Here is a 23913-nt window from a genome sequence, read left to right as displayed (position 1 = left end):
TTAGAATACAGCTACTGTACATCGTATTTTTAATTGAGTTGATCATAATGAAAAATCTATTTACCTTGCTTTTTTTACTTCTATTACTGAGTTGTAGCCACATAGCACCTATTCAAAATCATGTAGAAATGACTACCAGTGATCAACAACTGCTACAGTTAGTACAAACGTATCAACAATTTTATCAAAAAAGCAGCCCTTTTAACGAACCTCAAGCAGGTGAAAATAACGCAAAGTTACCAAATTTGTCACCCGCGTTTTTAGCACAAGAGAATATAAAGCGTCAAAATATATACAATAAAATTATTAATATTGACGTAAATAAACTTAGTTTAGACAATCAAATTAACCATGCGGTTTTATCTTATGTGCTAAAAAATAAGCTCGATAGCTACATTAATAAAGAACACTACATGCCGCTTACAGCAGAATCTGGATTTCATGTGTGGATTGCGAATATTAGCCAACAAGTTAATCTAAAAAGTGAGCAAGATTATCAGGATTATTTATCAAGATTACGTGCTATTCCACACTACTTTGAGCAACAAATATTCTGGATGAACCGAGGAATAAATGAAAAAATCACCCAGCCTAAAATTGTCTTAAAAGGCTTTGAGCAATCAATATTAGCGTTTATAAAAGAAGATACTTCCGAGAGTAGCTATTATAAACCTTTTAAAAAAATGTCGGCTTATATCTCCCCAGAAATGCAAAATACCCTTCAAAAGGAAGCAAAAAAAATTCTGGCTGAACAAGTGATGCCTGCTTACCAAAAATACTATGACTTTATGGTCAATAGTTACCAACCCAATGCAAGAGATAACATTGCAGCAACCTCGCTGCCTAATGGTAAAAATTATTATCAAAACCGCGTTGAGCATTACACCACTATTAGTATTACTGCTGAACAGGTTCATCAAAAAGGCTTAGCTGAAGTCAAACGTATACGCGCTGAAATGGATGAAATAATAACAAAAATTGGTTTTAACGGGGATTTCAAAGCATTTATTAACTTTTTACGCACTGATGAACAGTTCTACGCGAAGACTCCGCTAGACTTATTAAAAGAAGCTTCATACATTGCTAAAAGGATGGACGCAAAGCTTCCTTCATTATTTAAAACATTACCAAGAACACCTTACGGTGTCATTCAAGTACCCGAAAATATTGCACCAAAATACACGACAGGGCGTTACTCTGGGCCCTCTCGTGATGATCAAGCAGGTAACTATTGGGTGAATACGTATCGATTAGACCGACGTCCATTATATGCATTACCTGCACTAACTTTACATGAAGCTGTACCTGGGCATCACCTACAAGGCTCTATTGCTAAAGAAATGCAAAATGTTCCTCAGTTCAGAAATCGCACCTATATATCTGCTTTTGGTGAAGGCTGGGGCTTATATTCAGAGTTCCTTGGGATAGAAGCAGGAATATATGAAACCCCTTATCAAGATTTTGGACGTTTAACCTACGAAATGTGGCGGGCTTGCCGTCTTGTAGTTGATACCGGTATGCATGCACAAGGTTGGACTAGACAACAAGCTATAGATTACCTTGCTAATAACACCGCGCTCTCGTTACACAACGTACAAACCGAAATAGACCGATATATCTCATGGCCTGGGCAGGCGTTATCTTACAAAATTGGTGAATTAACAATAAAGCGTTTACGAAAAAGTGCAGAAGACATCTTAGGAGAAAAGTTTGATCTACGTGATTTTCATGATCAAATTTTAAAGAATGGTTCGATGCCGTTAAGCATGTTAGAAAAAGTTATTGATAAATATATAATTGAGCAAAGAAGTAATTAGTATAGATTAAATAATGAGAAACAAAGAAGCCAGGCAAAGTAAACCGGCGGAATAACAGTAGACTGTTCAAAAATAGAAGAGCCCCCACTACATCTAAATTTGGCAATCCCGCGGTCATAGGTTTCCCTTTAGGGCAGTTACTTTGCGTCTCTAGCTTTCGCTAAATTTGCGTTTGTTGAGCTTTAGAAGCTCAATTGCATTATAAGTACTGTTTTTGGTTATAAACAAAAAACAGACAAAGCATAACTAATCACGTTAAAATGACAACCATTACTTTGCTAACACTGTGTTTTTATTCATGTTAATTATTAAAATAAAATTTACGTTAAGAACTCTAATGTTATTATTTTTTCTATTAACGCTAAATTTCAATGCATTATCTGCCGAAAATACATTTTCAGCCAAAGAGCAAATGATTAACCAAGTAGCGCTTCTTTTTCAACAAGATACTGAAAAACTCGATTACAACGAAGTTATAAAGTTAAGTAATGAAATCATACTTAATAGAGAACAATACCCAAAAGCCACCATTGCTAAAACTTATTTATTACTTGCCAATGTAGCAAGCAATGCAGGAGACCTTGAAAACGCCTATCAATTTGCCCAAGATGGCTTAGCAAGCGCTAAAGACAGTAAAATAAAGCTACTATTACAAATAAAAATAGTAAGCATTATTTTAGATACAAAAAATTACAAACAACTGCTAATAGAGTCTAAACAAGCAGTATATTTGTCACAACAAACAAAAGATATCAAATGCTTATTACTTGCTTTAAGTTATCGGAGCACTGCATTTTCCTTATCAAATCAATATAATAAGGCGTTAATGGATCTCGGAAAAGTTGAATATATTTTCAAGAAAAATCCAAGCATTACCAAAAATATAACGTTATTAACTAGTCTAGCTAATGCAAATTTTCATTTAGGAAATTCCTCTGAAGCACTCACAATATACCTTAATATATTAAAGTTACGTTTTAGTTTGAATAAATTAGAAAATATTGAACACACTTATTACCATTTAGGAAATGCATATTATCGCTTAAATCAATTTAACGATGCTTACAATGCCTATTGGGAAGCTGAAAGATATGCAGAAAAAAAACCAGGAAATGCATATTCAGCCTATGCTAAGCAAGGGTTAGGACTAACCCTATTGCAACAAAAGTATTACGCTAAATCACAAAGTGAAACACTCGCTGCAAAAGCGCTCTTTTATCAATATAACTTAACTAAACCTTATTTAGAAACCATCACCTCATTGGTAATACTTAATAAATTAATAAATAAAACACAAACCACGAGTGATTTATTATTAGAAGCAGAGCAAATGTTAATAAGCATTGAACTAACCAATGATTTTAATATTTTATACTCGTTACTTGCTGATTTTTATCATGATAATAAAAACATGGCGTTAGCTTACTTTTGGCAAGAAAAATATAGCAATGCCTTAAAGCAACAAATAGCACCGGCAAATATTCAACTATCAAATAAAAAAATTATTAACAATAATCTTGAACTAGAAAATGATTCTGCGGACAAAAAAATACAACAACAAGCTGAAGACCTCTCAGATGAAAGTGAACTAGCGCCTCCTTCTCTTTTTAATTATATTCAACAACATATTCTGATATTTGTATTATCTAGCATAATTATACTACTGTTTTGCTTAGTCATATATTTATGGTTAAAACATCGTTTAATAAAAAAACTTAAAGATGACGAGACAGTAGAAAAATCAAACGAAATAATTACCACACCAAGGCATACAAAGTATATTTATCAAAAGAGTTTTAACATGGCTAGAAAGTATTCCTATCCATTAACCTTAGGCTATATTTCTATTAATAATTGGCAAGAATTAACGCGCCAATTTAACAAAAAAATAGTGGCTGAAGTGAACCATGAAATAGCGAGTGTTATCACTAAACACATTAATGAATTTGAAAATGCCGGCCTGATTCACGAAGGAGAATACTTATTAATTTTCCCACACCAAAATAAAGACGAAGTAATGGTAATTATGGAGACTATAGTGTCAGCGTTAAAATTACGCTTCTTTGCTAATTTAGGGGATTTTTCAGTTATGATAACTTATTCTTTCGACAGCCCAAATTTTCAAGATATTGATCCCTACATTTTTCTAGCGCAATTAACTGAACCAACAAAAATGCTTTAAATGTAAGCTTAGTATCCAGAATCTATACTCAATCAAAAACGATAATAATATTAAATTAACCGTTAAGCTCTCATCAGAATTAAACTGCATTACTAAGACAAAAAATATCTTAATTTTTTTATAGATCAATACTTATACAATAGAAAAAACTGCTAATATAACTAAAATGCATAATCATAACGAGCTTATAACCAAGATGTTTAATAAGCTCACCACACTATCAACACATTGGGTATTAAGACATGAGTTCTGTTTTAAAAGAATTACTAGCTTTACTAAAATTAGAAGTCATTGAGAAAGGAATATACCGAGGTCAAAGCCAAGATTTAGGCTTTAGAGCCTTATTTGGTGGTCAAGTAATGGGACAAGCACTATCAGCTGCCCAAGCAACTATTGATGAAGATCGTTTCATACATTCACTCCACTCTTATTTCTTACTTGCCGGTGACGCTTCAAAACCTGTTGTTTATGAAGTAGAAGATATTCGTAACGGGAATAGTTTTAGCACTCGTCGAGTAAAAGCGATCCAAAATGGTAAAGCTATCTTTTACATGACAGCTTCTTTTCAAAAATTTGAACAAGGTTTTGACCATCAAGATAGTATGCCAACAGTTCCAGGACCTGATGGTTTGGCATCTTATAGTGATTTTATTATCAAGCATAAAGATGCCTTTCCGCAGCCAATGCGTGACAAGTTACTAGCAGAAATGCCGATAGAAATACGCCCAGTGCAACAATATAATTGGCTTAAACCTGAAAAAACTGATTCTACATGTCAAACCTGGTTAAAAACCAATGGTACTCTCCCTGATGATTTACGCCATCATAGCTGCATGCTTGCTTATGCTTCAGATTTTCAATTTTTACCCGCCTCTTTAATGCCACACGGTGCGAGTCATTTTAGCCCTAACTTCCAAATAGCTACCGTCGACCATGCTATGTGGTTTCATCGTCCGTTCCGTTTTGATGATTGGTTGTTATATTGTATCGATAGCCCTTCAGCTAGCAACGGACGCGGTTTAGTGCGTGGACAAATATATAACCGTAAAGGCGAGCTTGTCGCTTCTACTATGCAAGAAGGCGTTATCAGACAAAGATAATTGAGTTAAACAAAATCTAATAGATTCAAGCTTCACCTAGTTAAAAATTATCAGGATAAGTAGTTAATACCAAAATTACAATAAATAACGATTATAATACAAGCAGTTGTGCTAAATAATTTATATATGAATAAGGTGAAATTAATAAAAAATGCTCAAGTTTTTATTAATTTTACCGATAAATACATTAAACTACTATTCATTATAAATGGAATTAACTATGAAAATAACTCACGATATTTTAACCGATACGGTAACAAAACAACTTAAAAATAATGTAGAAGCGACTATAGTAGAGCCGACTATAGTAGGTGAATTGTCTGATAGCGAGTTAATTACAGATATTAATAAACAACAAACACTTACGATAAACCTCTAAGTATCTCAGCGCATAAATCTGAATCTAAACTTTTAGTTAAAATGGAACAGACGATAGATTTTGGCGAACTACCAATGAAGCTTGCTCAAATAAGGCCTGAATACGAAAGTTTTATGCATGATTTAGAATTATCATCTCCATCGTTAGCGCAAAAAAGTTGGGGATTTTCTATTGATAATAATGATAAATTAGTTGTTTCAGGTAATATTACTGAAGATGAAAAAAGCTATCTTGAGGGCAAATTAAATGCTAACGAAACTATAGTAGCGTTAGCGAAAGAGTTACCTGACATTCTAATAAAAGGTCAAGACTATGACCGTGGATATGATGGAAAAGGAAAATATTGGGGAAAATATGATGTTACCCAAGAAAACTTTAAAAACATTGTTGATGTAAAAGCACTTTTAGATAGTTCATACGGGCCAACGGCAAAAGCATTTGATAATGGCTTCGATACATTTTCATATCAAGATGAACTTCGCAGCCAGTTAGCAAGCAAAGCCGACGCTAAATACGCTTATTAAATTAGGCTAATAATGTAAACTGGCTCTGGCCGCTATTCAGGTTAAATCATTTACATTGACACACTTGATCTCCATAATAATTATTTGAATAATTACAGTCAACTCGTGCATTTTTACGAGCATTAGTGCCTAATATAGCTTTTAAATTGTGAATAATATTTTTCATAATAGTTACCTCTTGTTTGTGTGGTAACTATAATGACTAAATATATTAATTCAGTAAATACGAATAAATTGAGGACTATGTTCTATTTATTCGATGATCATCCTTGAAGTCAACTATCCTTAGCCGAGACCTTCTTTGTTAACTGCGCCTTAAAAATATCTTTTAGTAGGGTTATTTCATCTGTTCTTACATAGTTAGGTCTAATGATTAATGATATTTTACGGTGTGGACCAGGCTCGTTTAAATGAATAGCACGTAGCTCAGATTCACTATAAATTAACTGATCAAGCGCCATCTGTGGCACAAGTGTTGTTCCAAGCTTACCCGCAACCATTTGAATAAGGGTATGCAAACTCGCTGAGTCGAAATCTGATTCTTGTTTGTTATTTTGTAAACTACAGGCGGCCAAGGCATGATCTTTTAAGCAATGCCCTTCCTTTAACAACATTAATTTTTCAGCACTTAATTGTTCACTGGTAATTTCTTTCATTTGACTCGGGCATTCATCTTTATGACTCACCCAATAGAAATCTTCTTGCCAAAATTCAAACTGCATCAAGCCATCAATAGCATAAGGTAGCGCTAATATAGCAGCATCAATATCACCGCTTCGTACCATATCAACTAACACATGCGACTGTTCTTCGATGATTTTTAATTTAAAGTCTGGATATTGCTTACGTAAATCAGGTAAAACTTTAGGTAATAAATAAGGACCAATAGTCGGAATTACACCAATAGTCATCCCATTAGAAAATGGCTGAAGGTTCGCATTGGCAATTTGTAAAAGTTCATCCACTTCCAGCTTAACTTGCTTAGCCTTAGCTAAAATCAACTGTCCTTTATTTGTCACTAACACTTGCTTGTTATTACGCTCAAAAAGAGTAACCCCTAATTGCTTTTCAAGTTCATTAATTGCGGTACTTAATGCTGACTGTGACACATTGCAAGCTTCGGCCGCTTTTTTAAAATGTAATGTTTTTTCAACCGCTAATGCATAATGTAATTGTTTTAATGAAATCATTCGTCTCTATAATCAGTTGTATTGAACGTCAACGACATTCTAATTAATAATTCAATATATTGTCACGTTAATATAGGTGAAATAGTAACTACCCCTAAAATAACAGGGGTTAGTTACGATTAAATAAGCCTTAGCAGCAAGCTAATACTTATAAGCCTAACGCTGTTTTAATACCATTACCATAATCTACATCGGCTGCACTGCAGTGCTTAATATGACGTAATTTTATTTCATCTGGTACATCAGCCATCGAAGCAGCCGTGTTACTAAATAAAACTTGTTGTTGCTCAGGACTCATTAAACGGAATAAGTCACCTGCTTGTGAGAAGTAATCTTCATCTTCTCTATGATCCCAATGAGCTGCAGCGCCATCAATTGCTAAAGGTGGCTCTGAAAAATCAGGCTGTTCTGCCCACTCACCCTGGTTATTCGGCTCGTAACCAACTGTAGCGCCATGATTACCATCGGTACGCATTTGCCCGTCTCGATGATAACTATGTACAGGACAACGCGCGGCATTAACCGGAATATGGTTATGGTTAACACCTAAACGATAACGTTGTGCATCACCATATGAGAATAATCGCCCTTGTAGCATTTTATCTGGAGAGAAGCTGATACCCGGAACAATATTTCCAGGATTAAAGGCTGCCTGTTCAACATCAGCAAAATAGTTTTCAGGATTACGATTCAACTCCATTACCCCTACTTCAATTAAAGGATAATCTTTATGAGGCCAAACCTTTGTTAAATCAAAAGGATTATATGGTACTGTTGCTGCATCGGCTTCTGGCATAATTTGAACTTTCATTGTCCACTTAGGAAAGTCATGCTTTTCTATCGATTCAAATAAGTCTTTTTGATGGCTTTCTCTATCTTGACCTACAAGTACTTCAGCTTCTGCATCTGTTAAGTTTTTAATGCCTTGTTGAGTTTCTAAATGAAACTTCACCCAAAATCGTTCATTGTCTGCATTAATAAAGCTGAACGTATGACTACCAAAACCATGCATATGTCGGTAACTTGCAGGTAGGCCGCGATCACTCATCACAATAGTGACTTGATGTAACGCTTCAGGTAACGATGTCCAAAAATCCCAGTTATTGGTTGCACTACGCATATTGGTTTTAGGATCACGTTTAACGGCATGGTTCAAATCAGGGAATTTTAGCGGATCACGCAAAAAGAATACCGGTGTATTATTACCAACTAAATCCCAGTTACCTTCTTCGGTATAAAACTTAACAGCAAAACCACGAATATCTCGCTCTGCATCAGCTGCACCACGTTCGCCAGCAACGGTACTAAAACGGGTAAATAGTTCAGTTTCCTTCCCTATTTCAGAAAATATTTTTGCGCGTGTATATTTAGTAATATCATGCGTTACTGTAAATTTACCAAATGCTGCTGACCCCTTAGCATGCATACGTCTCTCTGGTATAACTTCACGATCGAAATGTGCTAACTTTTCTAAAAACCACACATCTTGCAAAAGTTGCGGCCCTTTTGGCCCAGCAGTCATTACATCTTGGTTATGCGCTACAGGGCAACCAGCGGCTGTTGTTAGTTTCTTATTCGTCATCATTTTATTCCTATTCGTTATTATTGACTGAATGTCTTATTTATCGATTAAATTTTATTACCTATATAAACCTAGTCTATTTTAGTAAAAGAGCCATTAATTTACATTCTATTTTTTAGAATGTAAAAATCAATTTAATCAAATTTACCAATCATAAGATTAAATCTACTATACATACATCGAAAGCAAGCAAGCAAGCTTTCAGAAGCAAAACTTTCATTAACGTTTTATTAAATAATTAATACGACAATTAAATAAACATTTAAATATATAAAGAGGAATACATCATGGCTCAAATAGGCAAAGCAATCCCAGAATTTACAGCACAAGCATTTCACAACGGCGAGTTTGTTGAAGTAACAACTGACAGCGTTAAAGGTAAATGGTCTATCTTCTTGTTTTACCCAGCAGACTTTACTTTTGTATGTCCTACTGAATTAGAAGACATGGCAAACCAATATGAAGAGTTACAAAAATTAGGTGTTGAAGTATACGCTGTATCAACTGACACACATTTCTCTCATAAAGCGTGGCACGACTCGTCTGACGCAATTGGCAAAATTCAATTCCCAATGCTAGGCGACCAAACAGGTAACATTACTCGTGGTTTTGACGTAATGATTGAAGAAGACCATATGGCACATCGTGGTACTTTTTTAGCTGACCCTGATGGCATCATTCAAGTAGCACACATTCATGCAGGTGGTATTGGTCGTAGTGCTAAAGACATGGTACGTAATGTTAAAGCAGCACAATATGTCCGTGAAAACGATGGCGAAGTATGTCCTGCAGCTTGGGAGCAAGGCGAAGCAACCTTAACACCAAGCCTAGACTTAGTAGGCAAAATTTAAACTCTATCAACTAAAGAAATCTTCCAACTATTGGCGGAAATGGCTAAATTATTCCGCCTTTTTTCACCAGATTAAATAAGGTAATACTATGTTAAGCACAGATATTTTAAACGCACTAAAAACATACACTCAAAATATGACTAACAAGGTGGCACTAGTTTTACAAACTGGTGAACATGCGAAGCGTCCAGAATTAGTCGAATTTTTAACACAATTATGCTCAATCTCAGATAATTTAAGTCTAATTGAGCGTGATGATAACTTACGCAGCCCTATCACATTTTACTTGTCGGTAGATGGCAAAAATAACGGTATTCACTTTTCAGGTATACCAAGTGGTCATGAATTTAATTCATTAATTTTAGCTATTTTACAATCGTCAGGTACCGCCCTTAAACTTGATAACACCTTAAGTAATATGGTGAGTAAAATTAAGGGCGATTTACACTTTGAAGTATTTATTTCTTTAAGCTGTCATAACTGTCCTGATGTGGTGCAATCACTAAATCAGTTTGCTTTGCTAAATGATGATATTAGCTCAGAAATGATTGATGGAGGCTTATTCCAAGAACTTATTGATGAACGTAATATTCAAGGTGTACCTAGCGTTTACTTAAATGGTGAATTATTTGCCAACGGCAAAATAGATACAGCCCAATTAGTCGATAAATTAATTGAACGTTTCCCTTACATTGTTAATGCCGATGATGCTGAACAATTGCCATTACAAGATGTAACCGTTATTGGTGGTGGTCCTGCTGGTGTTGCCGCCGCAATTTATGCAGCACGTAAAGGATTAAACGTTACTATGATTGCCGACAGAATTGGTGGTCAAGTAAAAGATACTGTAGGTATAGAAAACTTAATTTCAGTACCTAAAACAACAGGTACTGAGCTAACCGGTAATATGCATGCGCATTTAAGTGATTACGATGTCACTATCAAAGAGTTTTTACGTGTAGATACCATTGAAAAAGCTGATATCAAGACCAAATCAGCGCATAAATTACACCTATCTAGTGGTGAGGTGATTGAAACGAAAACTATTATTGTTGCTACCGGTGCAAAATGGCGTGAACTAGGTGTTCCTGGCGAGAAAGAAAATGTTGGTTCAGGTGTTGCTTACTGCCCACATTGTGATGGTCCGTTTTTCAAAGGTAAAGATGTTGCAGTAGTCGGTGGTGGTAACTCCGGTATTGAAGCGGCACTTGATTTAGCAGGTATGGTTAATCATGTTACGGTATTTGAATTTTTACCTGAATTAAAAGCCGATAAAGTCTTAGTAGAAAAAGCTGAAGCACACAGTAAAATTACTATCATTAAAAATGCTGCCACTAAAGAAGTGATAGCAGAAGACGGTAAAGTGGTTGCTCTTGCTTATGAAGATAGATTAACCGGTGATATTAAACAACAGCCGCTGGCCGGTATTTTTGTACAAATTGGTTTATTACCTAACAGTACTTTTCTAGACGGTGTTGTTGACCGTACTCAGCATGGTGAAGTAATTATAGACGAAAGATGTCAAACATCTACACCGGGTATTTTTGCTGCGGGCGATGTGACTACTGTGCCTTATAAGCAAATTGTTATTGCTATGGGCGAAGGGGCTAAAGCGTCATTATCAGCCTTTGATTACATGATTAGAGAAAGCTAATACAGGTAATTAACTGACTAATAAAAAGTAAATTATTAACGTAAATAGGTGAATTATTCAATTCACCTATTTTTTTGCCTGTAAATAATTGATTAATGCTTCTCGTAACACGCTAACGGCCCCCTTTAAACTCTGCGTAGTATTAACGCACTGCCAACCACTAATCTCTATATTACCCACTTATTGTTCGGCAAATACAGTCATCAATAAAACAGAACGTTATCTTCAAATCAATCAATTATAAAAATGGCGTTATTAATTTTATGATACATACCTACTTAAGAGTTCATTATAATAAAGAGAAATAATTATGTTAAAGGCAACATTATCGATAGCCGCTGCAATTTCAGTAGCACTATCAACTATCACACTATCATCAACAGCATTTGCAAATGGTGAAGCAAAAACAAACCAATTTTGGTGGCCAGAGCAACTAAACCTAAACTCACTTCGCCAGCACGGTGCAGAGTCAAACCCTTATGGTGAGCAGTATAATTATGCTGAAGAGTTTGCAAAACTAGATATAAAACAACTTAAAAAAGATATTCAAAAAACACTCACTGATTCAAAAGCATGGTGGCCTGCCGATTGGGGACATTATGGACCTCTGATGATTCGCATGGCTTGGCATAGCGCTGGGGTTTATCGCGTACATGATGGTCGTGGTGGTGCATCTGGTGGTCAACAACGTTTCGATCCGTTAAATAGCTGGCCTGACAATGTTAATTTAGACAAGGCCCGTAGATTATTATGGCCGGTAAAACAACAATACGGTCGTCAAATATCATGGGCAGATTTAATGGTGCTTGCAGGTAATGTTTCGCTTGAATCTATGGGCTTTAAACCTTTTGGTTATGCTGGTGGACGTACTGACGATTGGGAACCAGACCTAGTATATTGGGGTCCTGAAAAAACGATGCTTACTGACGAACGAAGAGATGGAAAAGGTCAATTAAAAGGACCATTAGCCGCGGTAGAAATGGGATTAATTTATGTAAACCCTGAAGGTCCTCACGGTAAACCTGACCCGCTGCTAGCTGCTGACGATCTACGTTTGTCGTTCGGCCGTATGGCAATGAATGATGAAGAAATTGTTGCACTAAGTGCTGGTGGTCATACATTTGGTAAAGCACATGGCGCGAAAAAACCAAAAGATTGTATTGGTGCTGAGCCTGCTACTGCTCCAATTGAAGAGCAAGGCTTAGGTTGGAAAAACAAATGTGGTACAGGTGTAGGCGCAGATGCTAGTGGCAGTGGTTTGGAAGGCGCTTGGACTGTTACACCAACACAGTGGTCAACAAACTATCTAGATAACCTGATGAACTTTAATTGGGTGCAAACTAAAAGCCCTACAGGTGCCACGCAATGGATACCTGATAATAAAGCCGCTGCGAATTTAGTACCTGATGCACATATTCCTAATAAACGTCACGCACCTATTATGTTTACTACCGATCTTGCCTTAAAAGAAGATCCAGAATTCCGTAAAATTGTTGAACGCTTTAGAGCTAACCCAGTTGACTTTGAAAAAGCATTTGGTAGAGCTTGGTTTAAATTAACTCATCGCGATATGGGGCCAAGAGCAAGATATTTAGGTGATGAAGTGCCAACTGAAGTACTTACATGGCAAGATCCTATCCCTGCAATTGATTATCAGTTAATCACAAGTAGTGATATAAAAATGCTAAAAGTGCAATTACTTAATTCAGGTTTAAGTAATGAAGAGTTAATTAGAACAGCATGGGCTTCTGCTTCTAGCCATCGTGTAACTGATATGCGTGGTGGAGCAAACGGCGCACGAATTAAGCTTGAGCCTCAAGTCAATTGGCCAGTAAATAATCCTAAAACGTTACAGAAAGCCTTAAATAAAATTGAAGCGATTCAAACTAAATATAATAAGAAATCATCGACAAAACAAGTATCTCTAGCCGATTTAATTGTATTAGGTGGTGCTGCGGCAATCGAAAACTCAGCTAGCAAAGGTGGATATAAGGTTGAAGTACCTTTCGTACCTGGTCGTGCCGATGCAACACAAGCACAAACAGATATTCAGTCTTTTAATTATTTAAAACCTAATGCTGATGGCTTCCGTAACTACTACAATGAAGATAGCTACATGTCTCCTGCAGAAATGCTTGTTGATAGAGCCAATATGCTTGATTTAAATGTACCTGAAATGACAGTGCTTGTTGGTGGCTTACGTACATTAAATGCCAACTACGACGGCTCTAGCTTAGGTGTTTTTACTGACAAACCAGGCGTATTAAGTAATGACTTTTTCGTTAACTTATTAGATATGTCAACGGTTTGGAGTAAAGACGAAAAAAATAACGGCATTTATATCGGTAATGATCGTGCTACCGGTACATTTAAATGGCAAGCAACACCTGTCGATTTAATTTTCGGCTCTAGCTCTGAATTACGAGCCATTGCTGAAGTGTATGCTTCTGATGATGCTGATACTAAGTTTGTTAATGACTTTATCAACGCTTGGACGAAAGTAATGCAATTAGATCGCTTCGATTTAAAGTAATTGAACTACCTTACTGCGCTTCACTAAAATAGTTTGAAAATCAGTAATATTTAAATTCACTTACCAAGGCTAATACTCAGTAGAAAATACTCAGTGTTAGCCTTTTTTTGTTTTTACTGTCCCACTCTGACATATATTTACAGGCCTCACATTGATGCCTAACCTTAACTATTATCTATTATCTATTATCTATTATCTAACAATAAGCTTCGGCAAAATAACACGATGAAGTAAGCGCTCAAGACATCGATTACTCAAAGCACTTCGCTATAATTAAGATCCCAATAAAGAATGCAAGTAACTAACGTTCTGTTATTTAGAATATAGAAATCAATTTAATCAAATTTACCAATTATTAAATTAGCTCTACTATACATACATCGAAAGCAAGCAAGCTTTCAGAAGCAAAACTTTCATTAACGTTTTATTAAATAATTAATACGACAATTAAATAAACATTTAAATATATAAAGAGGAATACATCATGGCTCAAATAGGCAAAGCAATCCCAGAATTTACAGCACAAGCATTTCACAACGGCGAGTTTGTTGAAGTAACAACTGACAGCGTTAAAGGTAAATGGTCTATCTTCTTGTTTTACCCAGCAGACTTTACTTTTGTATGTCCTACTGAATTAGAAGACATGGCAAACCAATATGAAGAGTTACAAAAATTAGGTGTTGAAGTATACGCTGTATCAACTGACACACATTTCTCTCATAAAGCGTGGCACGACTCGTCTGACGCAATTGGCAAAATTCAATTCCCAATGCTAGGCGACCAAACAGGTAACATTACTCGTGGTTTTGACGTAATGATTGAAGAAGACCATATGGCACATCGTGGTACTTTTTTAGCTGACCCTGATGGCATCATTCAAGTAGCACACATTCATGCGGGTGGTATTGGTCGTAGTGCTAAAGACATGGTACGTAATGTTAAAGCAGCACAATATGTCCGTGAAAACGATGGCGAAGTATGTCCTGCAGCATGGGAGCAAGGCGAAGCAACCTTAACACCAAGCCTAGATTTAGTAGGTAAAATCTAAACTAAATTGACTAAAAAATCTAAAGGCGATTGGCGGATATAGGTAACACTATTCCGCCTTTTCTTATTATGCCGCATTAACCACGTGATTAAGAAAGGCTCGCGGTAAAAATAACGTTCTTGTTAGGTGTTATTATTTAATGCATTTTTCCAATCATGGCCTGTAGGGTTTTGAAATATACGTAAATCAAAATGTGGGGCAATTGCGAATAAATGATCGAACACATCCGCTTGAATACCTTCATAAACTTTCCAATCAGTTGAGTTGGCAAAGCAATATAGCTCTAAAGGTAAGCCACTTTCAGTCGCTGGTAACTGCCTAACCATACAAGTTAAGTCATTACGAATATTTGTATTTTGATGTAAATACATTTCAATATAAGCGCGAAACGTACCGATATTAGTTAATTGTCGGCTATCAATGTCATTTAAACGACCATCTTGATCCAACGCTTTATTTTCATCTTCAAGGCTTTGCTTTTTATCGGTTAAATAAGTTTTTAATAAGCTAGTGCTAGCTAAAAAATCTATTTTCTCTAACGAATAAAAATCAATACTGCTAATATCTATAATTAATGTACGTTTAATACGTCTAGCACCTGTATGGTACATGTTACGCCAGTTTTTAAACGAATCACTTATCAAAGCATAAGTTGGTACTGTCGTAATCGTTTTATCAAAATTTTGCACTTTGACTGTATTCAAACCAATTTCAATCACATCACCATCAGCACCATATTTAGGTAATTCAATCCAATCGCCTGCGACTACCATTCTGTTCGCTGAAATTTGAATACTCGCCACTAACCCTTTGATTGTATCTTGAAAAACTAATATCAATACCGCCGTTAACGCCCCTAACCCGCTAAGTAAATAGACAGGTGAACGATCTAAAATTAAAGCAATAATAATAATAATTGAAACTAAATACACCGCTAACTTAAAAACTTGCACAATGGCATTTAGGGGTAAATATTTTTGTTTAGCCGTTTCACCGTATAAAATTTTACTCATATTGAGCACAGCACTTATACTTCGCGCTATTTGAAACGTTAAAAATATTTTTGAAAAAATTATCAATAAGTTAGCGATTAAAAAGTCACTAGGGAAAAAAATCGGAGTTAAAAATAAAATGATAATAAAGGGTATTAATAACGTAAATCGTGTTAATACATGATTATCAATCAATGCATCATCCCAAGTGTTATTTGTTTTAACAATCAACTTATGGACAACATTCAGCACTTGATACTTAACGATGTAATAAGAAAAAAAAGCGACTGAAATAATCATCAATAAAGCGACAACCGTCACACTCATATCAATATATTGGTTTGCAATACCCTGATCTAATAACCAATTTTCAAGCAACTCATTCATACTTTACCCTTTGTAATTTAAATGCTTTGTTGAGTTTTCTTTCATTTTTTCAAGTCTATCATCTTTCTCATACCAAAACTGTGTTAACCATTTTTGAAAAGCAATTTTATGCGCTCTATCGTTCATGTAATCACCACTCAGTTCGCTGTCAATTTTACGTGTATGAATTTCAACATGAACATTATGAACTCGACCACAAAGCAAATCCCAAAAACTAGGAATACCTTCTGGGTAATAAATAGTCACATCAACAATTGTTGTTAAATACTCGCCCATAGCATCAAGCACAAAAGCAACGCCACCCGCTTTAGGTTTAAGTAAATGATTAAAAGGTGAATTTTGTTTATCATGTTTAACTTGAGTAAAACGAGTTCCTTCAATAAAACTCATTACGCTTACTGGTTTATGCTTAAATTTTTCACAAGCCTTACGCGTAGTATCTAAATCTTTACCTCGTAAGTGAGGATTTTTTTTCAAAAATGACTGGCTATAGCGCTTCATAAAAGGAAAATCTAACGCCCACCATGCTAATCCTAAAATAGGTACATAAAGCAGCTCTCTCTTTAAAAAGAACTTCAAAAAAGGTATTTCACCGTGCAGTATTCGCTGCAGCACAATAATATCGACCCAACTCTGATGGTTAGCCAATACTAAGTACCAGTCTTTAGTATTTAATTCTTCTAAACCAGTTACGTGAAGTTTCATTCTGGTAAATAGCTTTTGGTTAAGCGTATTAACAGCAACCCAATTACTCGCCATTAAATCTAATAAATAACTAAAAATCTTTTGAGAAAAACTTAACGGTATTAAGGCTTTAAATAGTGAAAAAACAACAATAGGAATAACCCAAAAAATAGTGTTAAGGGCATAAAAAATAAAAGAAAGTAGACCAATAAATGGCGCAGGTAATATATTTAGCATGTTAAAAAATTATAAACAGTTAACCAAAGAAAAATTAACTATATTTAATCATGATTTGCCCGTAAATTGTATTCTTAATTACGATATAGCAAGAAGATATGCTTTATTAGTATTTAGGATCACAATAACGTCTAACATTATAGTGCCTTTTTTACTATATAAGTTGAATGACTACCTCGTTTTCATCATACTGTAAATAGTAAAATCATAAAAGGAGGAAAAATGAATTTTAATCGTGCTGTAATTAAAGTCGGTAGCGCCTTAGTAGCACCATCAAAAACAGGTTGCAGTGGGCAATATATTCTAGCCATTGCTCAATTCATCACTAAATGCCATCAACAAGGCAAAGAAGTGATTCTCGTATCTTCTGGTGGTGTTGCCGCTGGTAGAACAGTTATTCGTCACGGCAGTCCTGAACTATCTCCATCAGTTAAAAAAGCCATGTCGAGTGTTGGCCAAATGAAAATGATGGCGAACTGGCAACGTTTTTTTGATATTCCTTGCAGCCAAATATTAATCACGCAAGATGATCTAGAAGATCGTGAACGGTATATTTCCATTAGAGATACCATTCAAATTCAATTAGAAAACGGCATTATCCCTATCGTTAATGAAAACGATACAGTAACAACAGAAGATCTAAAAGTTGGTGATAACGACAACCTTTCGGCCTTAGTGGCACAAGTTTGTGAAGCTGATAGCTTATTTATTTTAAGTGACATAGACGGCGTTTTCACTAAAGATCCTAATGTCCACGATGACGCAGTACTTATTCCTATCATCGATGAAATTACCGATGAGATATATGCAATGGCTGGCATTAGCCGTAACCATTTATCTACAGGTGGAATGAAAACAAAAATAGAAGCCGCTGAAAAAGCGACTGAACATGGTATTAATACCTATATTCTTAATGGTACCAAAAGTGAAGTGTTCAGCTCATTAATCAGACAGATCAATCCGGGCACACGCTTCTCTGCTGATAAAAACACCATTAGAGCCAAAAAACATTGGCTTAAACATACAGTAAAAAGCCAAGGTCGAATCACACTCGATAAAGGCGCTGTTAACGCACTACTCAATAAAGGTGCTTCATTATTACCTATTGGCATAAAATCCGTCGCGAGAACCTTCGATGTTGGTGATTGTGTTGATATAGTTGATCAACAAACTAAAACCATTATTGCCAAAGGCATTACGCAATATAGCAATAAAGAGTTAAAACGTATCAAAGGTAAACACAGTGATGAAATTAAACTTATTTTAGGGCACGAAGAAGGTGATGTAGTTATACATCGCGATGACATGGTTGTACTTGAACAAAATGTTGAAGTTAAGCCTGCTAAAGTAGCCCCTAAAAACAGTGAAGAACAAGGAAACAAATCAAATGCACCAATTTAATATGGCAACAATGGCGGCTAACGCTAAAGCTGCTAGCAGAGTAGCTGCACAGCTAACAACACTTGAAAAGAATGCATTATTAAACGCAATAGCCGATGCTATTGAAGCCAATAGCGCTGAAATAATTAGCGAAAATAGTAAAGACATTGAGGCAGGTCGAGAAAAAGGCTTAGCTGATGCAATGCTTGATAGACTACTACTAACTGACCAAGGTATTAAAGATATCAGCAGTGCTATTCGCGAAATAGTCGCCTTAACAGATCCAGTTGGCGACATTGCTAACTTAGCGCTACGTCCAAATGGTATGCAAGTAGGTAAAATGCGTATCCCTTTAGGCGTTATTGCAATGATTTATGAAGCACGTCCAAATGTAACAGCTGAAGCAGCGGCGCTTTGTATTAAGTCAGGTAACGGCGTTATTCTTCGTGGTGGCTCAGAAGCTATTCATTCTAATTTGGCATTAGCGAATTGTTTACATAAAGTATTAACCGATCACGGTGTTGATAAAAACATTGTTAGCGTAATTCCTGATACGAGTCGCAGCGTTATTGAAGAATTATTAAAACAAAGTGAAACCATTGATTTAGTTATTCCTCGTGGTGGCGAAGGTTTGATTCGTTATGTTACTGAAAACAGCCGTATTCCAGTGATTCAGCATTTTAAAGGCGTTTGTCATTTATTTATTGATAAATATGCCGACTTAACTAAAGCAGTAAACATTTTAGTTAATGGTAAAACACAAAGACCAAGTGCCTGTAATTCACTAGAAACTGTTTTAGTACATAGTGATATTGCAGAGCAATTTTTACCATTAGCAGCTAAAGCATTAGCCGATGCTGCCAATGTAAAAATTCACGCTTGTGAAAATAGTCTTAGTTATTTTGATAATGCAGAACAAGCAACTAATGATGATTATCACGCAGAGTATTTAGCGCAAGAAATTGCTGTAAAAGTAGTTGCTAGCTATGATGATGCTGTGGCTCATATCAATGAGTTTACTTCTGATCATACTGAAGTCATTGTAACGCAAGATACTTCGCGTTCTCAACGATTTATTCGTCAGATAAACTCTTCTGTGGTAATGATAAATGCTTCGTCTAGATTTTCTGATGGTAACCAATTAGGCCTTGGCTCAGAAATTGGTATATCGACCAGTAAACTTCATGCATACGGCCCAATGGGGCTTGAATCATTAACGACAGAAAAGTTTGTTGTTTATGGTGATGGACAAGTTAGAGACTAATTAATCTCTTTATTGATTCATTAAAATTACCTAATGTGGCCTTCTGGCTGCATTAGGTTTTTGTTTCGTTTTAGGTAATGCTAATCTATTTGGCCATTCACCTTGATGATATTTTAAGCAAGCCTCTTCGCTATCAAAGTGTACTTGTTGTTTAATATTTTTCAAAACAACACCAACCTTCACTAACTGCTTTAAAATTGCATTACGCAATAATTCATCTTGCTGTTGCTCTTTCATTACTTCAATTTCAGACTCTAATTCAAAAACACAGGTAATCACCAAACTAGCAGGAAAATTAGTGTAATTAGCTCTATGAGTCAGCCATGCAAATCCTGGTACTTCATGCAAAGAAGACTCACAGGCAATCGTTAACGCTTTACAAATATTATTATCAATTTTTTGACTCGTTTTATTTAACTTCATATTAATCACTACCTATATTTTAAATATTATTTTTTAACACACCTATTTTAACTTAATACAGCACTTGTACCTAAGACATTAACTCAGTATGCTATGCGGCCGTTTTTGGTAGAGATTAAGTAGGTAGTAAATGATAGGTTTTGATTACGGCACATCTAATTGTAGTGTTGCTGTTATGGATAATGGTCAACCCCAAATAGTTCCTCTACTAAATAAGAATACAATAGCATCCAATTTATACGCTCCCGATCGTGACATCATCACTCATTGGTTAAATCAGCAATTAAAAGGTGAGCAACAAAGTAACTTTCAAAAAGAGCGTCAAGTTCAGCTACAGAAAAGCCAAAGAGCACTTCGAGAGTTAGCTTTTGATGGCATAGACACAGATTTAGTTTTTGGTAAATCGGCACTTGAAAAATATTTAGAAGATCCCGAAGAAGGTTATTACATAAAGTCACCAAAATCTTTCCTTGGTGCCAGTGGTCTTGCACCATTACAAATACAGTTATTTGAAGATATTGTCGCGGCTATGATGAGTAATGTTAAGAGCCTAACGGAAGCAACGCTGGGTCGTGAAATAACAAAAACTGTCATTGGTCGCCCTATTAACTTCCAAGGTTTACATGGTGAAGAAAGCAATAGACAAGCAATTAATGTGCTCACAAATGCGGCTAAACGTATTGGCTTCAAAGAGGTCGAATTTCAATTTGAACCTGTTGCTGCAGGCTTTGAATTTGAAGCGAGTTTAACCAAAGAAACACGCGTATTAGTGGTAGATATTGGTGGCGGAACTAGTGATTGCTCGATGTTATTAATGGGACCAGAACTAAGTAATAATGATGACCGTACCAAGCACTTACTTGCTCATAGTGGTGTACGTGTGGCCGGTAATGACTTTGACATTCAATTAGCACTGCAAGGTATTATGCCGAGCTTGGGCATGAATAGCTTATTAAAAACAGGCAAGCCTATGCCAACGAGTAGTTTTTACCAAGCCTTAGCCATTAATAATATTAACGAACAAACCGCTTTTTATAGTGCGCAAAACCGACGTGAATTAGTTCAGTTGTCTCGTGATGCAAAAGAAACTGCCATCGTTGAACGCTTAATTACAGTGCACGATCATAAGCTAAGTTATCAGTTAGTTAATGCGGCTGAGCAAGCTAAAATTGCCTTGTCTGAGCAAGATACACAAACGATTAATTTAAACGATATTACTGATGGACTCAATGCTGAAGTCACTAAAGAAACTTTACGCTTAGCAAATAATCGCACATTAGAAAGTATTGGTGAGTTAATGAAGTCAGCCGTTGACCAAGCACAGTGTCAACCTGAAGTCATTTTTGTGACCGGTGGCACAGCAAAATCACCTGTATTAAGTCAATTTATCCAAGAACAAATGCCCAATATTCCTATTATTGTCGGTGACCATTTTGGCAGTGTAACGTCAGGATTAGCCCGTTGGGCGGATAAGGTTTTTAAGTAACCAAATAATGAAATTGGTATAAGTGCATAGGTTATTCGCCTACGCTACAACGGCTTATATCCGTGACCATTGAAAGTGCTGGAATTTAGGGTAAGGATAAAATGTTAGAGACAAGGCGTGTGATTGACCAATAGCTTGCTATTGGGATTGAGCACAACGCAGTAACTGACTTTTTAGCCCAACATAAAACCTGCATCTTCATTGATTACGGGTATATATAGTAAAATATTCTCCCAATAAAAAACGACGCTTATGCGTCGTTTTTGTTAGGAATGGTTTGACGAAGACTATTCTTGCTAATCAATTCCACATTAATCTTATCCAACAAAACAGACAGTCATATTACCGAGACTTCTCAGTAATCTCCAAGTGATCACAATAGTTAAGAATATATATTTCCTAACACCCTATAATTATGGGATATTAATACTAATTAAATAAAAGTTATGTAAGGAATATTACTGAAATGCGTACATAAAATACTGTTATATAAGGGGTTAATAAGAATGCGTAATGAAATTATTATGTTCGTAAAAATTTTTGAAAACGAAAGGTATAGAGACGATTTTTTAAGTGGAAAACTGTATATGAATCGCCTTTCTTATTTTCAGAAAGTAGAAGAAGATGCCACGGCGAATCGGGGTGATCGGCATGAAGGTGCTCTAGCCTGGCTTCAACCAAACAAAATATTGATGAAAATAAATGATATTGAGATCAAAGGAGAAGATTTTGTTGAACCAATAATGGTTCAAATGAATTTTCATAAAAGATACAACGTTTACTGTCTATATGCTGGTCATATAGGGAGTATTGAAGATATCAATGAAAGTGCATCTACTGCTCTACTCGAACAATTAGCGTTAGATTCCGAGTGTTTGAAATTAGGTAAATTTGGGGTTGTCATTCATAACCCAAAAGAGTTTCTACGCCGTGTTACATCAGCCATGGAAAACACCGGTAATGGCGGTGGTGCAAAATTAGTTGAATATTATAATCCTGACGAGTTCCATGGTCATTTTAGTGAACAAGATGTCGTGTTTAGAAAAAGAGATGAATATTCTCATCAAAGTGAATATAGGATATATATAGATACCGATACACAGGGGGACGAGGCATTTGAGCTAGAAGTTGGCAATATTGAGGATATCGCGCAATCCTGTGATTCCAATGAAATTAATTCTAAAATGGCAGTATCGAGAAAAAGAATTAAGTAAATTAAGTGGGACAGTCACTCAAATTAGTCACTCAAATTATGCTTTGACTCTTGTTAAAAAATAGGTATTGATAACACTATTACTTTTATATATTGTTGTTAAATCATATGGAAGTGAGTCATTAGATACACTGATTAAGTATTGTAATATCCCCGATTAAATCAAAGGAATTATATGAGTAAGTTACCAACTCTTTTTTCACCAATACAGCCTCCTATATTTCAAAATTCGTATTTTACGGGCCGTTAAATCTATGAAATTAAGTGGGACAATCGCTCAAATTATTTAGCTTGTGACAATGTTTGCTTATTATGTGAAAATTAGGTGTAATGAGTGAATAGTAAACACTGAGTGATTCTGGGATAGTTTAAAAATGATCGGCAACTCCATTAAATCGGCTTGATGTAACTAACGTTATAAAAAGCAAATCCCCATCGCATAAATACTAAATTTTTATTTTTTATCACATCGTTAGGCGTAACTTAATCATTAAGGAAAATGAAATGAAAAAACTTGTAACTTCAATTACTTTTTTAGCTTTAGCCGGTTGCACATCAACTAATTACTCGGACTTCAAGGTGGGAGAAGCATCTATATCAAACCTTGTAGTTGATGAAATTTATAATTTAAAGCAAAGGCGACATAAACTTAAATTATCTTTTGATTATCAAATATCTGAATATACCGATGGAGCTGATTTATACGAGTGTACGGTACAGTTTTCAGCTTTGGATGGAACTACAACTTCCATTTCAGCAGGTAAGCAATCACCTTGTAAGTTAAATAAAGACAAAGGAGAAATATCAATTACTTGGCCTACTATACTAGATAAAACATTTTCCCCTTCTAAAAAGCAGCTATCTAATATCAAGTATCCACTTGAATATTTTGTAGCAATTCATCAACGAACAGGTAAGAATACTAGCCAAATTATTGGAAAAACACCTATTCAAATTAGCGAAGTAAAAATATAACAAATAAGAATA

The 23913-nt window shown here is 35.5% G+C and carries 18 protein-coding genes, 1 pseudogene and 1 riboswitch; of the genes and pseudogenes, 14 read left to right on the top strand and 5 right to left on the bottom strand.

Annotated features, from left to right (window positions below):
- Positions 1-47 precede the first annotated feature (47 nt).
- The 5 genes from GQS55_RS01095 to GQS55_RS01075 all read left to right on the top strand — a co-directional run bounded on the left by GQS55_RS01095 (position 48) and on the right by GQS55_RS01075 (position 6002).
- Positions 48-1817, top strand: coding sequence for a DUF885 domain-containing protein (locus tag GQS55_RS01095; RefSeq protein WP_159817145.1), 1770 nt, complete (start codon positions 48-50; stop codon positions 1815-1817).
- A gap of 98 nt (positions 1818-1915) precedes the next feature.
- Positions 1916-1998, bottom strand: a riboswitch (cyclic di-GMP riboswitch).
- A gap of 156 nt (positions 1999-2154) precedes the next feature.
- The gene (locus tag GQS55_RS01090) at positions 2155-3999 is read left to right on the top strand and encodes a hypothetical protein (RefSeq protein ID WP_159817143.1); all 1845 of its coding nucleotides are present in this window, start codon (positions 2155-2157) and stop codon (positions 3997-3999) included.
- A gap of 242 nt (positions 4000-4241) precedes the next feature.
- Positions 4242-5099, top strand: a complete 858-nt coding sequence (gene tesB / locus GQS55_RS01085; protein WP_159817141.1) for an acyl-CoA thioesterase II — start codon at positions 4242-4244, stop codon at positions 5097-5099.
- A gap of 220 nt (positions 5100-5319) precedes the next feature.
- Positions 5320-5478 (top strand): hypothetical protein, encoded by a 159-nt coding sequence (locus GQS55_RS01080; RefSeq protein WP_159817139.1) that lies wholly within the window; start codon positions 5320-5322, stop codon positions 5476-5478.
- A 41-nt stretch (positions 5479-5519) separates the two neighbouring features.
- On the top strand, positions 5520-6002 hold the full coding sequence (locus GQS55_RS01075) for a hypothetical protein (protein WP_159817137.1): 483 nt from the start codon (positions 5520-5522) through the stop codon (positions 6000-6002).
- A gap of 275 nt (positions 6003-6277) precedes the next feature.
- Here GQS55_RS01075 and GQS55_RS01070 read toward each other — a convergent pair whose 3' ends face one another.
- Both GQS55_RS01070 and GQS55_RS01065 read right to left on the bottom strand, forming a co-directional pair.
- Positions 6278-7192, bottom strand: coding sequence for a hydrogen peroxide-inducible genes activator (locus tag GQS55_RS01070; protein WP_159817135.1), 915 nt, complete (start codon positions 7190-7192; stop codon positions 6278-6280).
- Between the two features lie 148 nt (positions 7193-7340).
- A complete protein-coding gene (locus tag GQS55_RS01065) occupies positions 7341-8774 on the bottom strand; it encodes a catalase (protein WP_159817133.1) in 1434 nt (477 codons plus the stop codon).
- Between the two features lie 287 nt (positions 8775-9061).
- Here GQS55_RS01065 and ahpC (GQS55_RS01060) point away from each other — a divergent pair, with 287 nt between their 5' ends.
- The 4 genes from ahpC (GQS55_RS01060) (at position 9062) to ahpC (GQS55_RS01045) (ending at position 14860) form a co-directional block, all read left to right on the top strand.
- A complete protein-coding gene (gene ahpC / locus GQS55_RS01060; RefSeq protein ID WP_201294546.1) occupies positions 9062-9625 on the top strand; it encodes an alkyl hydroperoxide reductase subunit C in 564 nt (187 codons plus the stop codon).
- A gap of 88 nt (positions 9626-9713) precedes the next feature.
- On the top strand, positions 9714-11279 hold the full coding sequence (gene ahpF / locus GQS55_RS01055) for an alkyl hydroperoxide reductase subunit F (protein WP_159817131.1): 1566 nt from the start codon (positions 9714-9716) through the stop codon (positions 11277-11279).
- Positions 11280-11589: 310 nt separating this feature from the next.
- Positions 11590-13812 carry a catalase/peroxidase HPI gene (katG, locus tag GQS55_RS01050; protein ID WP_159817129.1) on the top strand — a complete coding sequence of 741 codons (2223 nt, stop codon included), beginning with the start codon at positions 11590-11592 and terminating at the stop codon, positions 13810-13812.
- Positions 13813-14296: 484 nt separating this feature from the next.
- Positions 14297-14860, top strand: a complete 564-nt coding sequence (gene ahpC / locus GQS55_RS01045; RefSeq protein WP_201294546.1) for an alkyl hydroperoxide reductase subunit C — start codon at positions 14297-14299, stop codon at positions 14858-14860.
- A gap of 122 nt (positions 14861-14982) precedes the next feature.
- On the opposite strand, the gene GQS55_RS01040 is transcribed toward ahpC (GQS55_RS01045), so the two are convergent.
- Together GQS55_RS01040 and GQS55_RS01035 are read right to left on the bottom strand one after the other, a co-directional pair.
- A complete protein-coding gene (locus tag GQS55_RS01040; protein ID WP_159817127.1) occupies positions 14983-16239 on the bottom strand; it encodes a mechanosensitive ion channel family protein in 1257 nt (418 codons plus the stop codon).
- A gap of 3 nt (positions 16240-16242) precedes the next feature.
- Positions 16243-17160 carry an acyltransferase gene (locus GQS55_RS01035; protein WP_159817125.1) on the bottom strand — a complete coding sequence of 306 codons (918 nt, stop codon included), beginning with the start codon at positions 17158-17160 and terminating at the stop codon, positions 16243-16245.
- A 222-nt stretch (positions 17161-17382) separates the two neighbouring features.
- Between GQS55_RS01035 and proB the strand changes: the two are divergent.
- Both proB and GQS55_RS01025 read left to right on the top strand, forming a co-directional pair.
- A pseudogene (proB, locus tag GQS55_RS01030) lies at positions 17383-18486 on the top strand (glutamate 5-kinase); the annotation flags it as partial.
- A 61-nt stretch (positions 18487-18547) separates the two neighbouring features.
- Complete coding sequence (locus GQS55_RS01025; protein WP_159817121.1) at positions 18548-19804, top strand: glutamate-5-semialdehyde dehydrogenase; 1257 nt, start codon at positions 18548-18550, stop codon at positions 19802-19804.
- Between the two features lie 30 nt (positions 19805-19834).
- Here GQS55_RS01025 and GQS55_RS01020 read toward each other — a convergent pair whose 3' ends face one another.
- Complete coding sequence (locus GQS55_RS01020) at positions 19835-20227, bottom strand: Fis family transcriptional regulator (RefSeq protein WP_159817119.1); 393 nt, start codon at positions 20225-20227, stop codon at positions 19835-19837.
- A 130-nt stretch (positions 20228-20357) separates the two neighbouring features.
- Here GQS55_RS01020 and yegD point away from each other — a divergent pair, with 130 nt between their 5' ends.
- From yegD to GQS55_RS01005, 3 genes are all read left to right on the top strand, one after another.
- Positions 20358-21713 carry a molecular chaperone gene (gene yegD, locus GQS55_RS01015; RefSeq protein ID WP_159817117.1) on the top strand — a complete coding sequence of 452 codons (1356 nt, stop codon included), beginning with the start codon at positions 20358-20360 and terminating at the stop codon, positions 21711-21713.
- Between the two features lie 506 nt (positions 21714-22219).
- On the top strand, positions 22220-22927 hold the full coding sequence (locus GQS55_RS01010) for a hypothetical protein (RefSeq protein WP_159817115.1): 708 nt from the start codon (positions 22220-22222) through the stop codon (positions 22925-22927).
- A 503-nt stretch (positions 22928-23430) separates the two neighbouring features.
- The gene (locus tag GQS55_RS01005; RefSeq protein WP_159817113.1) at positions 23431-23901 is read left to right on the top strand and encodes a hypothetical protein; all 471 of its coding nucleotides are present in this window, start codon (positions 23431-23433) and stop codon (positions 23899-23901) included.
- The last annotated feature ends 12 nt before the right edge of the window (positions 23902-23913 follow it).

Source organism: Colwellia sp. 20A7 (assembly GCF_009832865.1).
GTDB lineage: Bacteria > Pseudomonadota > Gammaproteobacteria > Enterobacterales > Alteromonadaceae > Colwellia.
The sequence above is the reverse complement of the archived record's forward strand: the minus strand, read 5'-3'. Positions and strand labels throughout refer to the sequence as shown.